This is a genomic window from Halorubrum depositum (assembly GCF_007671725.1).
Lineage (GTDB): Archaea > Halobacteriota > Halobacteria > Halobacteriales > Haloferacaceae > Halorubrum > Halorubrum depositum.
Window position 1 is genome coordinate 480923 of the sequence record NZ_VCNM01000001.1, and the last position, 15180, is coordinate 496102.

At 69.7% G+C, this 15180-nt stretch carries 17 protein-coding genes; 9 read left to right on the top strand and 8 right to left on the bottom strand.

Features of this window, described 5'->3' with window-relative positions; translation table 11 throughout:
- Nucleotides 1–93: 93 nt before the first annotated feature.
- From FGM06_RS02540 to FGM06_RS02555, 4 genes are read right to left on the bottom strand one after another with little or no spacing between them, the layout of a single operon-like run.
- The gene (locus FGM06_RS02540; protein ID WP_144797235.1) at nt 94–2589 is read right to left on the bottom strand and encodes an aerobic carbon-monoxide dehydrogenase large subunit; all 2496 of its coding nucleotides are present in this window, start codon (nt 2587–2589) and stop codon (nt 94–96) included.
- Nucleotides 2586–3359, bottom strand: coding sequence for a (2Fe-2S)-binding protein (locus FGM06_RS16335; protein ID WP_144797237.1), 774 nt, complete (start codon nt 3357–3359; stop codon nt 2586–2588). Before FGM06_RS16335 ends, FGM06_RS02540 begins: the two co-directional genes overlap by 4 nt.
- Nucleotides 3356–4246, bottom strand: a complete 891-nt coding sequence (locus tag FGM06_RS02550) for an FAD binding domain-containing protein (RefSeq protein ID WP_144797239.1) — start codon at nt 4244–4246, stop codon at nt 3356–3358. Before FGM06_RS02550 ends, FGM06_RS16335 begins: the two co-directional genes overlap by 4 nt.
- Entirely contained in the window at nt 4246–4839 is a 594-nt protein-coding gene (locus FGM06_RS02555; protein ID WP_186310948.1) for a CoxG family protein, read from the bottom strand. The genes FGM06_RS02550 and FGM06_RS02555 overlap by 1 nt, the downstream gene beginning before the upstream one ends.
- A gap of 187 nt (nt 4840–5026) precedes the next feature.
- Between FGM06_RS02555 and FGM06_RS02560 the strand changes: the two genes are divergently transcribed.
- Both FGM06_RS02560 and FGM06_RS02565 read left to right on the top strand, forming a co-directional pair.
- Nucleotides 5027–6292, top strand: a complete 1266-nt coding sequence (locus tag FGM06_RS02560; RefSeq protein WP_186310949.1) for a molybdopterin molybdotransferase MoeA — start codon at nt 5027–5029, stop codon at nt 6290–6292.
- The gene (locus FGM06_RS02565; protein WP_144797241.1) at nt 6289–6999 is read left to right on the top strand and encodes a nucleotidyltransferase family protein; all 711 of its coding nucleotides are present in this window, start codon (nt 6289–6291) and stop codon (nt 6997–6999) included. Before FGM06_RS02560 ends, FGM06_RS02565 begins: the two co-directional genes overlap by 4 nt.
- A gap of 55 nt (nt 7000–7054) precedes the next feature.
- Here the strand turns inward: FGM06_RS02565 and FGM06_RS02570 are convergent, their stop codons facing one another.
- Nucleotides 7055–7207, bottom strand: coding sequence for an AbrB/MazE/SpoVT family DNA-binding domain-containing protein (locus FGM06_RS02570; protein WP_144797243.1), 153 nt, complete (start codon nt 7205–7207; stop codon nt 7055–7057).
- 99 nt (nt 7208–7306) lie between these two features.
- Nucleotides 7307–7594, bottom strand: coding sequence for a hypothetical protein (locus tag FGM06_RS02575; protein ID WP_206668649.1), 288 nt, complete (start codon nt 7592–7594; stop codon nt 7307–7309).
- Nucleotides 7595–7820: 226 nt separating this feature from the next.
- On the opposite strand from FGM06_RS02575, the gene FGM06_RS02580 reads away from it, so the two are divergent.
- The 7 genes from FGM06_RS02580 to FGM06_RS02610 all read left to right on the top strand — a co-directional run bounded on the left by FGM06_RS02580 (nt 7821) and on the right by FGM06_RS02610 (nt 13827).
- Complete coding sequence (locus tag FGM06_RS02580; RefSeq protein ID WP_144797245.1) at nt 7821–8612, top strand: HpcH/HpaI aldolase family protein; 792 nt, start codon at nt 7821–7823, stop codon at nt 8610–8612.
- Between the two features lie 159 nt (nt 8613–8771).
- Complete coding sequence (locus tag FGM06_RS02585) at nt 8772–9836, top strand: sensor histidine kinase (protein ID WP_241662517.1); 1065 nt, start codon at nt 8772–8774, stop codon at nt 9834–9836.
- Between the two features lie 126 nt (nt 9837–9962).
- Entirely contained in the window at nt 9963–10376 is a 414-nt protein-coding gene (gene trxA / locus FGM06_RS02590) for a thioredoxin (protein WP_144797247.1), read from the top strand.
- Between the two features lie 51 nt (nt 10377–10427).
- Nucleotides 10428–11678: a M20 family metallopeptidase gene (locus FGM06_RS02595; RefSeq protein ID WP_144797249.1), complete on the top strand. Its 1251-nt coding sequence runs from the start codon at nt 10428–10430 to the stop codon at nt 11676–11678.
- 129 nt (nt 11679–11807) lie between these two features.
- Nucleotides 11808–12044, top strand: a complete 237-nt coding sequence (locus FGM06_RS02600) for a sulfurtransferase TusA family protein (RefSeq protein ID WP_144797251.1) — start codon at nt 11808–11810, stop codon at nt 12042–12044.
- Entirely contained in the window at nt 12041–13183 is a 1143-nt protein-coding gene (locus FGM06_RS02605) for an NAD(P)/FAD-dependent oxidoreductase (RefSeq protein ID WP_144797253.1), read from the top strand. Before FGM06_RS02600 ends, FGM06_RS02605 begins: the two co-directional genes overlap by 4 nt.
- 2 nt (nt 13184–13185) lie before the next feature.
- Nucleotides 13186–13827 (top strand): DUF1641 domain-containing protein, encoded by a 642-nt coding sequence (locus FGM06_RS02610; protein WP_144797255.1) that lies wholly within the window; start codon nt 13186–13188, stop codon nt 13825–13827.
- A 298-nt stretch (nt 13828–14125) separates the two neighbouring features.
- On the opposite strand, the gene FGM06_RS02615 is transcribed toward FGM06_RS02610, so the two are convergent.
- Both FGM06_RS02615 and FGM06_RS02620 read right to left on the bottom strand, forming a co-directional pair.
- Nucleotides 14126–14713, bottom strand: coding sequence for a DsrE/DsrF/DrsH-like family protein (locus FGM06_RS02615; RefSeq protein ID WP_144797257.1), 588 nt, complete (start codon nt 14711–14713; stop codon nt 14126–14128).
- Nucleotides 14714–14715: 2 nt separating this feature from the next.
- Nucleotides 14716–14961: a sulfurtransferase TusA family protein gene (locus tag FGM06_RS02620; RefSeq protein ID WP_144797259.1), complete on the bottom strand. Its 246-nt coding sequence runs from the start codon at nt 14959–14961 to the stop codon at nt 14716–14718.
- Nucleotides 14962–15180: the final 219 nt, after the last annotated feature.

Here is a 15180-nt window from a genome sequence, read left to right on the forward strand (position 1 = left end):
CAGTTGGTGGAAGCGGTCCCGCCGCCCCGGTCGGTTCGGCCGAACGGGCGGCCGGCGCGACCGAGGGGCGGCGCGCGGCTGGCTGCGTGCGGCTCAGTCGTCGGCCGGTTCGGCGTCGTCGCCGAGGTCGAACTCGACGTTGTGGGCGGGCTGGTGGGCCAGCCCGGCCTCGTCGAGCGTCTCCCAGACGACGTCCGGCGTCATCGGCATCTCCACGTGGGAGACGCCGGCGTGGCTCATCGCGTCGACGACCGCGTTGACGATCGCCGGCGGCGACCCGACGGTGGGCGACTCGCCGACGCCCTTCGCGCCGATCGGGTGGTGCGGCGACGGCGTGACCGTGTGTCCCGTCTCGAAGTTCGGGATCTCGTTGGCCGTCGGCAGCAGGTAGTTCATGAAGTCGCCGCCGGTGACGTTGCCGTTGTCGTCGTAGGTGACCTTCTCTAACATCGCGGTGCCGATCCCCTGGGCGAGCCCGCCGTGGATCTGACCCTCGATGATCATCGGGTTGATTCGGTTGCCGCAGTCGTCGACCGCGACGAACTTCTCGAAGTCGACCTCGCCGGTCTCGCGGTCGACCTCGACGACGACGATGTACGAGCCGAACGGGTACGTCATCTCCGGCGGGTCGTAGTAGTTCACGGCCTCCAGCCCGGGCTCCTCGTCGCCGGGGTGGTTCATGTAGGCGCCGGCCGCGATCTCCGTGATGGTGATCGAGCGGTCGGGCGCGCCCGCGACGTGGAACTCGCCGGACTCGCGGTCCCACTCGATGTCCTCCTCGGCGGCCTCCAGCTCGTTGGCGGCGATCGACTTCGCCTTGTCGCGCACCTTGCGCGCGGCGACGGCGGCGGCCGCGCCCGCGACGGGCGTCGACCGCGACCCGTACGTCCCGAGCCCGTACGGCTCGGTGTCGGTGTCGCCGTGCTCGACCGTAATCGAGTCGACGTCCATCCCGAGCTCCTCGGCGACGATCTGCGCGAAGGTGGTCTCGTGGCCCTGCCCCTGCGTCTGGACGCCGACCCGCAACACGGCGTTGCCGGTCGGGTTCACGCGCAGGTCCGCGGAGTCGAACATCTCGATCCCGGCGATGTCGCACTGCTTGCCGGGTCCGGCGCCGACGACCTCCGTGAACGAGGAGATGCCGATGCCGATGAGCTTGTCGGCGTCCTCGTCGATCCGCCGCTGCTGCTCCTCGCGGTAGTGCTCGTAGTCGGCCATCTCGAGGGCCTTGTCGAGCGCCTTCTCGTAGTTCCCGGAGTCGTAGTTCCAGCCCGTCGCGGACTCGTACGGGAACGCGTCGGAGGGGATGAAGTTCCGCCGGCGGATCTCCGCCGGGTCCATCTCCAGCTCGTCGGCGAGCACCTTCACCATGCGCTCGATGAGGTACACCGCCTCCGTGACCCGGAACGAGCACCGGTAGGCGACGCCGCCGGGCGCGGTGTTGGTGAACGCGGCCGTCAGCGAGCCGTACGCGGCCTCGATGTCGTACGAGCCGGTGAAGATGTTGAAGAAGCCGGCCGGGAACTTCGACGGCTGGGCCGCCGCGTTGTACGCGCCGTGGTTGGCGAGCACGTCGACCTTGACGCCCTCGATGACGCCGTCCTCGGTGGCGGCGAGCTCGCCGGTCATGTCGTAGTCGCGGGCGAACCCGGTCGTCTGGATGTTCTCGGAGCGCTCCTCGATCCACTTCACCGGCTGTTCGAGGACGTACGACGCCGCGGCGGCGACGACGTACCCCGGGTAGATCGGCACCTTGTTGCCGAACCCGCCGCCGACGTCGGGGCTCACGATCCGGACCTTATGTTCCGGGATCCCCGACACCTGCGAGAACAGGGTGCGGTGGGCGTGGGGCGCCTGCGAGGTCATGTGCACCGTCATCTTGTCCATCCCGGGGTCCCAGTCGGCGACCGCGCCGCACGTCTCGATCGGGGCCGGGTGGAGCCGCTGGTACAGCATGTCCTCCTCGACGGTGACGTCGGCCTCGTCGAACACCTCGTCGGTGGCCTCCTTGTCGCCCGTGTCCCAGTCGAAGATGTGGTTGTCCTCCTGGTCGTCGAGCTCGTCGCGCACGAGGGGGGCGTCCTCCTCGAGCGCCTCCTCGGCGTCGACGACGGGGTCGAGCACGTCGTAGTCGACCTCGACCTTCTCGGCGCCGTCCTTCGCCGCGTAGCGGTCCTTCGCGATGACGGCCGCGACCTCCTGCGACTGGAACTTCACCTTGTCGTTGACGAGCACGTCCTGCGTGTCGTCCATCAGCGTCGGCATCGTCGCGAGGTCGTGCTCCAGTAAGTCCTCGGCCGTCAGCACCGCGACGACGTCGTCCATCGCCTCGGCGCGAGAGCCGTCGATCTCCTCGATCCGGGCGTGGGCGTGCGGGCTCCGGACGATCTCGCAGTGGAGCATGCCCGGCTTCTTGATGTCGTCGACGTAGTTGCCGCGGCCGGTGATGAAGCGCTTGTCCTCCTTGCGCGTCACCTCCTCGCCCATGCCGCCGCGGCCGTGGCCGCAGTGTTTCTCCGGGTCGGGACCGCCGTCCTCGTCGTGCTGATACTCCGTCTCCGCGTCGGGGGTATCCGGTTCGCTGCTCATTTGGTGTCACCTCGGTCGTCCGCGTCGGTGTCGGCGGCGTCGTCCGTGCCGCCCGCGTCGCCCGCGGCGTCCGCGTCGTTCGCCTCGAGGAGCGCGTCGCGGTCGAACGGGTCCGCCCCGTCCGGGCCGCCGCAGCAGTCCTCTCGGCCGCAGAACGTGTCCGCGTCGCCGCCGAACTCGGGGGCCGCGTGGCCGCCCTCGGGCGACGCGTCGCCCTGAGGCGACGCCGCGGACCCGCCGCCAGTCGCTCCGTCGGCCGCGACCGCGCCGCCGTCGGCCGCGGCGCGGTTCTCCAGCTCCTCGGCCGCGTACTCGATCGATCGGACGATGTTCTGGTAGCCGGTACAGCGACAGAGGTTCCCGCTGATCGCGTCGCGGATCGTCTCCTCGTCCGGGTCCGGGTGCTCGTCGAGCAGCGCCTTGCCCGCCATCAGCATCCCCGGCGTGCAGTAGCCGCACTGCAGGCCGTGCTCCTCGCGGAACCCCTCCTGGAGCGGGTGGATGTCGTCGGCCTCGGGGAGGTCCTCCATCCCCTCGACGGTGAGGATCTCCGCCCCGTCGGCCTGCGCGGCGAACATCAGGCAGGACTTGATCGGCTCGCCGTCCTTCAGCACGGTACAGGCGCCGCAGTTGCCCGTGTCGCAGCCGATGTGCGTGCCCGTCATGTCCAGGTCCTCTCGGATCGCGTGGACGAGCAGGCGGCGCGGCTCGACCTCGATCGTGTGTTCGGTGCCGTTGACCGTCAGCGTGATCTCGCGTTCGTCAGTCACTGTGTGACCCTCCGTTCGACCGTCACCGTCCCCGCCCGCTCGGCGGCGTCGCCCAGCGCGCGCTGGGTGAGGACGTCGACCATCCGCTCCTTGTAGTCGGCGCCGCCGTGTTCGTCCGACTCGGGGTTCGACTGCTCGGCGGCCAGCTCGCCGGCCTTGGCGAACAGGTCCGGGCTCGGCCGCTCCCCTTCGAGGTGCTCCTCGGCGTCCGTCGCCCGGGCGTTCGTGATGTCGACGGCGGTCATCCCGATCCCGGCCGACTCGATGACGCCGTCGTCGAAGACGAGCCGGACGCCGACGCCCGCCATCGCGTAGTCGCCGGTCTTGCGCTTCAGCTTGTGGTACGCGCTCCCCTCGTTCGCTTCGGGCGCGGGAACGCGGATCTCCGTGATCAGCTCCTGCTCTCCGAGCGTCGTGTCGTACGGGAGCAGGAAGAACTCGTCCGCCGGGATCGCCCGGTCGCCGTCCGGACCGGTGGCGATCACGTCGCCCTCGTGGGCGAGGAGGATGCTCCCCCAGTCGCCCTTCGGGTCGGCCTGCGCGACGGAGCCGACGACCGTGCCGCGGTTCCGGATCTGCGGGTCGGCGACCAGCGGCGCGGCGTCGGCGAAGCTGCCGTACTTTTCGTCGATCAGGGCCGAGTCCTCGACGTCGGCGTGGCGCGCGAGCGCGCCGAGCCGGAGGTGGCCGTCCTCCTCGCGGAGGTAGTCGAGCGAGTCGACGCCGTTGATGTCGACGACCACGTCGGGGTTCGCGAGCCGGAACCGTAACATCGGCACGAGGCTCTGTCCCCCGGCGAGGATCGTCGGGTCGTCGAGGCTCTCCAGCAGGCTGACCGCCTCGTCGACCGTCTCGGGTTCGTGATGCTCGAACGGTGCGGACTTCATCAGAACATCCCTCGGATCCTGTCGGTGACCCCCGAGTCGGTCTCCTCGACGTCGGTCATCTGCGACTCGATCGAGGTGAAGAAGTTGTTCACGATCTTGTTGGCGACCGGGTTGATGACGCGGCCGCCGAGCTGGGCGATCCGACCGGAGATGTCGGCCTCGGTCCACCACTCGATGCGGGACCCGTCGCCGTCCTCTTGCGGATGGATGTGCATCCCGGACTCCATGCTGAAGCTGCTCCCGCTGGCCGAGCCGGACCCGGTGGCCGTCATGACGAACTCCTCCTCGTCGCGGTCCTCGATCGTCACCGTCGTCTCGAACTTCGGCTTCACGCTGCCGACGCCGACCTGCATCAGCGCCGCGTAGTCCTGGCCCGCCCGGAACGCGCGGGCGGCGACGTCGTCGGCCTCCGCCTCCGGCAGCGTCGGGACGTCCTCCTCCGGCTCGTAGGAGTCCCACTCGAAGTCGTCGTCCATCGGGGTGATGTATTGACACCCCTTCAGCGAGTCGCGCACCGCGATCGGGTCCGAGAGCACGACCCACGCCTTCTCCGGTGGGACGCCGTCGAGCTCGAACTCGCCGTCGAACTCCATCAGCGACACCCCCCCGTCGCGTCCGCCGTCGTTCGACCGTCCGTCACCGTCATCTTTTATACCCCCCTACTATGAGCATACTATTACCACGAACCATGCTATGTCGTAGCACCATAATAAACGTTATTGACCATGACAAATACCGGATCTGCGGACGGATCGGGTTCGAAAGCCCCGGAGGGAACAGATGAGCGGCGATGGCGGTGAAAAAGGCGGTCGCGAGGGCGTTGTGGACGGCGGGCACAACCACGGCGAGATCACCCCCCTGAAGGCGGCCGCGGAGCGCGTGCGCGACCTCCGCGCCGAGTGGCTCGACCGGTGGGCGGTCGAGTCGGTCGCGCTCGATCGGATCTCCGGCCGCACCCTCGCGGAGCCGATCGACGCGCCGAGCGACGTGCCCGCCCGAAGTCACGCCACGATGGACGGCTACGCGTTCGACGCGAGCGAGGGGTACCCGTACGAGCTGGTCGACCGGGAGGTGTTCCCGGAGTCCGACCCGCCGGCCCTCGGCGACGGGGAGGCCGTCCGGATCTTCACGGGCGCGCCGCTCCCCGCCGAGGCCGACGCCGTGCTCAAGCAGGAGGAGGCGACCGTCGAGGAGGGCCTGCTCGACGGGTCGCCGACCGAGCCCGGCACGTACGTCTACGAGCGCGGCAGCAACGTCGCCGCCGGCGAGCGCCTGTTCGCGGCCGGTGAGCGGCTCGGCGCGAAGGACGCGATCCTGCTCGGCGACCTCGGGGTCGACGAGGTGCCCGTCGTCGAGCGGCTCTCCGTCGGCCTGCTGGCGACCGGCACGGAGATCCACGAGGGGCGTCACGCGGACCTCGACTCGCCGGTGCTCGCGGGGCTCGTCCGCGGGTGGGGCGGCGAGGCGACGTACGAGGGCACCGTCCCCGACGAGTACGAGCGCGTCAGGGACCGGATCGCCGGGCTCGCCGCCGAGCACGACGTCGTGATGACGACGGGAGGCACGAGCGTCGGCGACAAGGACTACGTGGTCCGCGCGCTCCGCGAGCTCGGGACCGTGCGCTTCCACCGGGTCGCGCTGCGGCCCGGCAAGCCGATCGCGGTCGCCACCCTCGACGACCGCGACGCCGTCGCCTTCGCGATCCCGGGCAAGCCGGTCGGCGCGCACGCCGTGACCTCGCTGGTCGCGCGCCCCTTCTTCACCGGGAGCACGTCGCTCCCGACCGTCGACGCCGAGATGACGAGCGACGTCGGCATCTCGGTCCCCGGGTTCACCTACGCCGTCCCGGTGACGCTCGACGGGGGCGAGGCGACGCCGCTCGGCCACGCCGACTCGCCGCTCGCCGTCTACGAGGAGACGTTCGACCCGAGCGTGCTCTCGTCGAGCACGCGGGCGACGCGCGCCGACGGGTTCGTGCTCACCGAGTCGGCGCTGTCGGCCGGCGAGACGGTCGCCGTCGTCCCGTACCCCGTCGTCGAGCGATGACCGACGAGGGCCTCCCGGTCGCGACGCCGCCCTTCGAGTCGGGCGAGGACGACGCCGCCGGAGGGGGTGACCCGAACCCGCCCCGCGTCGCCGGCGTGCTGCTCGCCGCGGGGACGAGCAGCCGCTTCGGCGACGCCAACAAGCTCCTCGCGACCGTCGACGGGGAGCCGGTCGTCCGCCACGCCGCCCAAACGCTGGTCGCCGCCGGCCTAGACCCGGTGGTCGTCGTCGTGGGTCACGAGGCCGATCGCGTCCGGGCCGCCGTCGACGACCTCTCTGTGGACATCGTCGTCAACGACGCGTACGAGGCGGGACAGTCGACGTCGGTTCGGGCCGGAATCGACGCGATTCGAAGCGGGAAATCCGGCGGTCGAGGAGACGCGCGGGTCGACGCCGCGATTATCGCGCTGGGCGACATGCCGTTCGTCGACCCGGAGACCGTCGAGACGCTCGTCGCTGCGTACGCCGCGGGCGCCGGCGACGCGCTCGCGGCCGCCCACGGGGGAGACCGCGGGAATCCGGTGCTGTTCGACCGGCGGTTCTTCGACCGGCTCGCCGACGTCGACGGCGACGTGGGGGGCCGCGAGATCCTGCTCGGGGGCGACGCGAGCGCGCTCGTCGCCGTCGACGACCCGGGGGTCCGCCGCGACGTCGACCGGCCGACGGACCTCTTCGAGCGGGGGTCGGAGGAGACGGGCGGCGGCTGATCGACCGGGATTCGGTTGGGCGTCGGCCGGGGTTCGGCCGGGCTGGCGTCGGCGTCTACTCCTCGGTCGCCTTCCTGACGACGATATTCCCGTCCTCGACGTGCCACTCCACGCGGTCGCCGGCGCCGACGTCGAGGAAGTTGCGCACGGGCTTGGGGACCGTCGTCAGGTTCTTCTCCGACACTTTGGTGTCCGTGAGGTTACCCATGGGATGCCCCTACGATCGTAGCAGGGACATAGTTTACGCTATGGCGATGCGTAGTGATCGGACGAGACGGGAGTCGGGCCTATCGGGGGTCCCCGAGAGTCAGACGGCGGAGTTCCAGCGGTGGGCACCGCCCTCGGAGGCGCGGTCGAAGTCCAGATTGAACCGGTCCGACTCGATCAGCACCGGTCCCGGGACGTAGACGTCGGTGTCGCCGTCGCCGTCGACGGCGGCGAGCAGGTCGCGCTCGCGCATCGTCTCCAACACGTCGCTGACTGTGCGCTCGCGCCCCTCGATCAGGTTCGCCTCCTCGACGACGCCGTCGACGGTGACGCGCCCCTCCAGCATCGCCAGCCGGATCGCCGACACCCACGCCGGCTCGCGTTTCATCTCCCGACACACGATACAGTACCACATATCGGGGGTCTTTATAAAAATTTCTCACCTGAGCGATAGAATCAACTGGACGGCGCGGCCGCGGCGGGAGTTCGGGCCGGGACCTCGATCTGGGAATCGCAGTCTGAACCGCGACCTCGAACCGGCGCTCGCGGCGGTTCCGGTGCGGGAGGGCGGGCCGGTCGGCAGACGTATGCCGGACGCGGGCAACCGATGGCTCATGACGGACTCACCGTCGACCAACGACCTGGCGGCCATCTTCGACGAGGGCGACGTCGCGCTCGCCGCGCTCGAGAACGCGTACAGCCCGCGGCTCGTGGAGTTTTACGGCGATCTCGGCCTCGACGTCGTCTGGCTGGACCTCGAACACGGCGGCCCGGACCCGTGGGACGCGGGCCGGATCGAGGACCTGCTCCGCGCGGCCGAGGCGACCGACACGGAGCTGCTCGTGCGGCTCCCGAGCACCGATCCGGCGCTCGTCCGAAAGGCGCTCGATCTGGGCGTGCGCAACGTGTTCCTCCCGCGCGTGGAGGGCCCGGACGAGGTGCGGAAGGCGGTCAAGTCGGCGCGGTTCGACTACGACGGCGAGCCCGGGGACCGCGGGCTGGGCTCGGCGCGCGCCCGCCGCTGGGGGCTCGCCGACGACTACGTCGCGACCGAGGACGCGGAGACGCTCGTCGGCGCGACGATCGAGACCGAGGCGGCCGTCGCGAGCCTCGACGACATCCTCGCGGTCCCGGAGCTCGGGTTCGTGTTCGTCGGACCGTTCGACCTGTCGGTCTCGCTCGGCCACCCCGGCGAGATCGACCACCCGGAGGTGCGGGAGGCGGTCGAGACGGTCCGGTCGAAGGCCATCGCCGCGAGCGTGCCCGTCGGCGGGCTCGGATTCGACGCGGCCGACGTCGACGAGAAGGTGGCGAACGGGTACCAACTGTTGAACGTCGGCAGCACGACCGGGGCGCTCAAGGGGGCCGTGACGGACTGGCTCGACGGCTTCGAGACCGGCCGATAGACGCGCTCCGACGGTATGCGAGGGCGGATCCACCGCCCGGCTCTCGGCACCGTCTGCCTCGATACATGTCGTTAGAATGAATACTTCTCTTCAGCTGTTGCTCGCGGGTACGCTGCCCGACGGGCGAAATTCTTTACGTTCCTGTCCGTATGGCCACCCGTGTCACCTCCACGTCACCGGGTCCGTCCACAGCACGGGGTGTACGCGCTGGGGGCCCTCTGTATCGGGCTCGGACTCGCCCACCTCGCGACCGAGGGCGAGGGGCTCGGGACGGGACTGGAGGCGTTCGTGATCTGCGGTATCGCCCTCCTCGTGGTCGCGACGGGGTACGAGCTCCCGAACCGACCGATCTCCCGGTCCGGGAAGTGGCGGGCGCTGCGGTTGGCGCTCACCGTGGCCGGCTCGTTCGCGCTCCTCGCGCTCGCCGTCTGGCTGATATGGGCGATGGAGGGAGACCGGCGGGAGCTCACCTTCCTCCTCGCGTTCGCGACCACGCTCGGCTCCGCCGTCGGCGTCCGCGGCGGGCTGTACGCGGTCGAGGCCGACGAGCGGCTCGACGAGGCCCGCGACCTCACCAAGCTGTTGACGATAAACCAGCGCGTGCTGCGACACAACCTCCGGAACGAGCTCTGCGTCGCGCTCGGCAACCTGGATCGGATCGAACGGCGCGATCACGGCGCGGAGACGAACGAGGACGTGCGGATCGCGCGGGCGCACCTGGAGAGCCTCCTCGAGACGACCGACCGCACGCGGGAGATCGTCTCGATCTGGGACACCGACCAGCGCGAGACGTTCCGCCTCCGGGAGCTCGTAGAGGAGCGGATCGAAGCGGTCGGGACGGCGTACCCGGACGTGTCGATCGCGACCGAGTTCGACGACGACCCCCGCGTGGCGTCGCACCCGGCGCTCCCGGCGGCGGTCGAGGAGGCGCTCCGCAACGCGGCCGAGCACACGCCGACCGACGTCGCGGTCACGGTCGCGCTCCGCACGGACCGGACGGGAGCGGCGGTCGTGGAGGTCGTCGACAGCGGAACGGGGGTCCCGAAGTTCGACGCGGACGCGATCGAGAGCCCCGAGGAGACGTCGCTCGTCCACACGCAGGGGCTCGGGCTCTGGATCATCTACTGGACCGTCGAGACGTCGGACGGGACGTTCGAGCTGCTCGAGAACGAGCCGACCGGGACGGTCGTCCGGATCACGGTGCCGACCGCGGAGGAGTCCTGACCCGTCCGTCCCGCGGCCGACGACGGGCGCGCGTCGACGTCGCGGGGCCGTGACGTGCGTCCGAGAGAGGCAATATTGTGTGAATCACGCAAAAACATAAGTCGACGCGGACCGTACGACGAGTCGATGACCGAGGAAATCGAGGCGATCCGACGACAGAAGATGGAGGAGCTTCGGAACCGAGACGAAGCGGGAGCGACCGACGAGGTGGAGCCGCGGAGCCCGTCCGAGCCCGTTCCGGTCGACGGGAAGGCGGAACTGAACGAGACCGTCTCCGAACGCGACGTCGTGCTGGTCGACTTCTACGCCGACTGGTGCGGCCCGTGTCAGATGCTCGAACCGGTCGTCGAGTCGATCGCCGCCGAGACCGACGCGACCGTGGCGAAGGTCGACGTCGACGCGAACCAGGCGCTCGCCGCCGAGTACGGCGTCCGCGGCGTCCCGACGCTCCTGCTGTTCGCCGACGGAGAGCCGGCCGAACGCCTCGTCGGAATGCAGGACGAAGCGCGGCTCCGCTCCGTGATCGAGGAGCACGCCTGATCCGCACGCGTCCATGAACAGAGCCGAATCGAGTCGGGGGCTCGGCCGCGGATGAGCGACGCGGTTCCCGTCGAATACGTGCGAGAGCGCCGCGAGGAGCTGACCGACCTCGCTCTCGACCTCCTCGCGATCGACACGTCGAACCCGCCGGGCGACACGCGCGAGGTCGTCGACGCAATCGAGCGGTCCCTCGACCCGCTCCCGGTCGAGGTCGAGCGCTTCGCGGTCGACCCGGCGAAGCCGAACCTCCTCGTTCGACTCGCCGGGGCGTCCGACCGAACGCTGCTGTACAACGGCCACCTCGACACGGTCCCGTTCGACGCCGGTGCGTGGACCCGCGATCCGCTGGGCGAGCGCGCTGACGACCGCGTCTACGGCCGCGGCGCGACCGACATGAAGGGCGCCGTGGCGTCGATGCTGTTCGCGCTTCGGGCGTTCGCGGCGACCGACACCGAGCCGCCGGTCGACCTGCTGTTCGCGTTCGTGAGCGACGAGGAGGTCGGCGGCGATGCCGGCCTGCCCGCGCTTCTGGAGGCCGGACGGCTCGACGCGGACGCCTGCGTGATCGGCGAGCCGACCTGCGAGGCGGGTCGGCACTCGGTCACGGTCGCCGACCGCGGCAGCATCTGGCTGACGCTCGAGGCGGCCGGCGAGGGGGCCCACGGCTCGCGGCCGGCGCTCGGCGTCAACGCGGTCGACCGCCTCTACGGCGCGGTCGAGACGCTTCGCGACCGCTTCGGCTCGGAGCGGCTGGACCTCGGCGCCGACGTCGAGCCGATCGTCGAGGAGTCGGTCGAGTACTACGCCCCGGCGATGGGCGAGAGGGCCGCCCGAGAGCTGTTCCGGTTCCCCTCGATCAACCTCGGCGTCTTCGAGGGCGGCGACGCGGTGAACAGCGTCCCGGAGTCGGCCCGGGCCGAGGTCGACGTGCGCCTGACCGCGGGCGTCTCGACGCCCGACGTGCTCTCCCGCATCCGGGCCTGCGTCGCCGACTGCGAGGGGATAACGATCACCGACGTCTCGTGGAGCATCGGCACCGCGGAGCCCCCCGACAGCCCGCTGGTCGAGGCCGTGGCGTCGACGGCGGCCGACGTCACGGGCGAGCGCGTCTTCCGTCGGAGCGCGACGGGCGGCGGGGACGCGAAGACGCTCCGGAACGCCGGGGTACCGACCGTCGAGTTCGCGCTCGGGACCGACACCGTCCACGCCGCAGACGAGTACGTGCCCGTCGACGCGCTCGTGGGTAACGCCCTCGTCTACGCGCGGCTCCCGTCGGCGTGGGCCTCCGCGATCTCCCAGTAACGGTCCCCCGTCGCGGCCGTAGTCGAGAGACGCCCGTCGGCCGCGTGCGGTTTCGTCGATTTTCACACTCTTGGAACTCATATACAATACTAATGTCGGTCGGACGCAATCGACACCCGTGAGACGCCCATGACCGACATCGAACCTGACAAGACCGTCGACGCCAGAGGAGCCGCCTGCCCCGGTCCCCTGATGGACCTCATCGGAGCGATCCGAGGGGCCGACTCCGGCGCGGTGATACGGCTCCTGAGCGACAACGAGCAGTCGCGCACCGACGTTCCGGAGTGGGCCGAGGAGGCGGGTAACGAGCTGCTCGCCGTCGAAGAGGGCGACGATCACACCGCGTTCTACGTGGAGAAAGCATGACTGAACGCGTCGTCATCGTCGGCGGCGGGACCGGCGGATCGGTCCTCGCGAACGACCTCGCCGACCGGCTCGAATCCAAACTCGACGCCGGCGACGTCGAGGTGACGCTCGTCAACGACGGCCCCGACCACGTTTACAAACCGGTGTGGCTGTACGTCCCCTTCGGCCAGCGCGAGACGGCGGACGGTCGACGTCGGCTCGACGAGCTCGTCGACGACGCGGTCGACCTCCGAATCGATCGCGTGACCGATATCGACACGGAGGCCGAACAGCTGGGGTTCAGCGACGGGCCGACGATGGGATACGACCACCTCGTGCTGGCGACCGGGTCGACGCTGAGGCCCGAACGGGTCCCCGGCCTCGCGGAGGGGGGATACAACTACTACAGCGAGTCGGGCGCGACCGACCTCCGAGAGGAGCTGCTGGAGTTCACCGAGGGCGAGCTCGTGTTGAGCGTCGTCGGCACGCCGCACATGTGCCCCGCCGCGCCGCTGGAGTTCGTCTTCATGGCCGACGACTGGTTCCGGCAGCGCGGGCTCCGAGAGGACGTCGACATCACCTACACGTACCCGATCCAGCGCGTCCACGGCAACCCCCACATCGCCGAGTGGGCGAGGCCGATCATGGACGAGCGCGGCATCGAGGTCGAGACGTTCTTCAACGCCGAATCGGTCGACCCGGAGGCGGAGACGATCACCTCGATGGAGGGGACCGAGCTCGACTACGACCTCCTCGTGTCGATTCCGCCGCACGGCGGCATCGACCTGATCGAGGAGGCGGGGCTCGGCGACGACGGCTGGGTCGACGTGAACAAGCACACGCTCGAGGCCGAGGCCGCCGAGAACGTCTACGCGCTCGGCGACACCGCGGCCACCGGCGTCCCGAACGCGGGCAGCGTCGCGCACTACCAGGCCGGCGTCGTCGGTCGGCGCCTCGCCAGCGAGATCCGCGGGCGGCCGGCGACGGCGACGTACGACGGGAAGACGCTGTGCTTCATCGAGACGGGCATGGACGCGGCGTCGTACGTCGAGTTCGACTACGAGAACCCGCCGGCGCCGGCGCCGCCGTCGCGGAAGCTCCACTGGTCGAAGCTGGCGTACAACGAGTCGTACTGGCTCACCGCACGGGGGTTGCTCTGACCATGTCCGAGGAACGCGTCGCCGGGGACGGCGTCGCCGAGCGGAGCGACCTCGAGGCGGCGATCGAGGAGAACCCGGAGGCGGTCGCCGAGTTCGTGGAGCGCCTCGACGCGGTGAACGAGCTGCTCGACGTGCTCTCGCTCGGCGAGAACGCGCTCGACGACGAGATGGTCCGTGAGCTCTCGGCGACGGGGGCGACGCTCGCCGAGTCCGCCGACGGGATCGCGACCGACGAGACCGTCGCGCTGGCCGAGACGGTCGGCGAGAACGGCGGTGAGCTGCGGGAGGCGCTCGAGACGCTAGTCGTCCTCCAGCGGAGCGGGACGCTGGACGAACTGGCCGAGATCGCCGAGGTCGGCTCGCTGGCGACCGCCGCGCTCGACGACGAGATGGTCGCCTCGTTGGCCGGCACCGGCGCCGCGCTCGGGGAGGTCGCGCAGACGGCCGCGGACGACGACACGAGCGACGGCGTCGAGACGCTGCTGACGAGCCTCGGCGAAGCGGAGCGCGAGCCCCCCGAACGGGTCGGGCCCGTCGGCCTGGTCCGCGAGCTGCGCGATCCGGACGTCCAGCACGGCCTCGGCTATCTGCTGGCGCTCGCGGGCGCGCTCGGCCGCAAGCGATCCGACGGCGACGAGCGCTGACGTCGCGCCCGACTCATCACCGACCGGCGCGCGAGCGAGGCGGGTTCGGCTTCGCGAAACCCTCGGCGGGTGATCTGTTCTGCAACCGTTGCGGCCGATCGGGAGCGGTTGCGATCGACAGTGGGTGCTTCCGTTACAGTTCGTCGGTCTGTCAGTAACTGTTTATAAGCGAGCGCCCGGAGCTTCGGAGGCGTCTGCCGTCACGGCGGCTGCGACGGCGAATGGCGGAGAATTCGGACCCGAATCCACCGAGCCGATCGAGGCTCGCGAGCGACCGAGACGCGCGTCCGTCGACGGATCAGACCAGAAGCTGGATGTCGGCTTCGGCCATGTCCTGTAGGGCCGTCGCGGCGCCGACGCCCGTGGTGACGCCGTCGTAGAAGTCGTCCTCGTCGTAGTCCATCAGGTCGATGGTCATCTGACACGCCTGGAACTCGACGCCCATGTCGAGGCTCGTCTCCAGGAGCTCCTCGACGGTGGCCGTGTCGTTGTCCGCGATGCGCTTTTCCATCATCTTCGTCGTCACGCGGTCCATCCCGGGGAGCGCGGCGACGGCGTTCGGGACGGGCATGTTCGGGTTGCCGACGGAGCTGAGCTTGAGGTTCTTCGACCGCTCCTCGTGGAGGATGTCGAGCCCCCAGAACGTGTGGAACACCGTGACGTCGTAGCCGAAGGCGGCGGCGGTGCTGGCGAGGATGAGCGGCGGGTACGCCATGTCGAGCGTCCCCTTCGTCGCGATGATGCTCATCTTCTTGGCGTCGTCCTCGCCGGTCGCCTCGCCGAGCGCCGCCTCCAACTCGTCGACGCGCGCGGCCAGTTCGGCGCGCGAGGGCGCGTCGTCCGCCGAGGATTCGGTCCCGTCCGGGGACGGTGTGTCGGCGCTCATCGTCACTCCGTCTTGCGGACGTAGTGTTTGTACACGTCGTCGCCTTCCTCCTGACCGACGAGCTCGACGCCGGCGGTCCCCGCGGCCCAGCCGTCGATGTCGCTCACGCTTCCCGGGTCGGTCGCCAGCACTTCGAGGACCTCGCCTTCGGTCAGTTCGTCGATCGCTCCCTTCGTCTTCACGACCGGCATGGGACACGATGCGCCTTTCACGTCGAGCGTCTCCGCGATATCGTATTCTGCACTCATTGGTTATCTGCTCCGTTGGTCTGTATTGGAGCTATCACACAATATTCTCGCCACGGTTAAAAGAATGTTGTTTCTTGGGTGTGTCGCGAACAACCGATTCCGACGGGTTTGCGTGAAACACCGATAAGTCGCCACCTAAACGTGTAAACTGTACTATATGCGCTCCGAGCTCGACATTATATTGTGCAGTTATTGAATTACTATGAGAACCCTTTTGTA

What these genes read in the sequence shown, in the direction of transcription:
- FGM06_RS02540 (WP_144797235.1), bottom strand. Translation starts at nt 2,589, where the DNA reads ATGAGCAGCGAACCGGATACCCCCGACGCGGAGACGGAGTATCAGCAC.
- FGM06_RS02550 (WP_144797239.1), bottom strand. Translation starts at nt 4,246, where the DNA reads ATGAAGTCCGCACCGTTCGAGCATCACGAACCCGAGACGGTCGACGAG.
- FGM06_RS02555 (WP_186310948.1), bottom strand. Translation starts at nt 4,839, where the DNA reads ATGGAGTTCGACGGCGAGTTCGAGCTCGACGGCGTCCCACCGGAGAAG.
- FGM06_RS02560 (WP_186310949.1), top strand. Translation starts at nt 5,027, where the DNA reads ATGAGCGGCGATGGCGGTGAAAAAGGCGGTCGCGAGGGCGTTGTGGAC.
- FGM06_RS02565 (WP_144797241.1), top strand. Translation starts at nt 6,289, where the DNA reads ATGACCGACGAGGGCCTCCCGGTCGCGACGCCGCCCTTCGAGTCGGGC.
- FGM06_RS02570 (WP_144797243.1), bottom strand. Translation starts at nt 7,207, where the DNA reads ATGGGTAACCTCACGGACACCAAAGTGTCGGAGAAGAACCTGACGACG.
- FGM06_RS02575 (WP_206668649.1), bottom strand. Translation starts at nt 7,594, where the DNA reads ATGAAACGCGAGCCGGCGTGGGTGTCGGCGATCCGGCTGGCGATGCTG.
- FGM06_RS02580 (WP_144797245.1), top strand. Translation starts at nt 7,821, where the DNA reads ATGACGGACTCACCGTCGACCAACGACCTGGCGGCCATCTTCGACGAG.
- trxA (WP_144797247.1), top strand. Translation starts at nt 9,963, where the DNA reads ATGACCGAGGAAATCGAGGCGATCCGACGACAGAAGATGGAGGAGCTT.
- FGM06_RS02595 (WP_144797249.1), top strand. Translation starts at nt 10,428, where the DNA reads ATGAGCGACGCGGTTCCCGTCGAATACGTGCGAGAGCGCCGCGAGGAG.
- FGM06_RS02600 (WP_144797251.1), top strand. Translation starts at nt 11,808, where the DNA reads ATGACCGACATCGAACCTGACAAGACCGTCGACGCCAGAGGAGCCGCC.
- FGM06_RS02605 (WP_144797253.1), top strand. Translation starts at nt 12,041, where the DNA reads ATGACTGAACGCGTCGTCATCGTCGGCGGCGGGACCGGCGGATCGGTC.
- FGM06_RS02610 (WP_144797255.1), top strand. Translation starts at nt 13,186, where the DNA reads ATGTCCGAGGAACGCGTCGCCGGGGACGGCGTCGCCGAGCGGAGCGAC.
- FGM06_RS02615 (WP_144797257.1), bottom strand. Translation starts at nt 14,713, where the DNA reads ATGAGCGCCGACACACCGTCCCCGGACGGGACCGAATCCTCGGCGGAC.
- FGM06_RS02620 (WP_144797259.1), bottom strand. Translation starts at nt 14,961, where the DNA reads ATGAGTGCAGAATACGATATCGCGGAGACGCTCGACGTGAAAGGCGCA.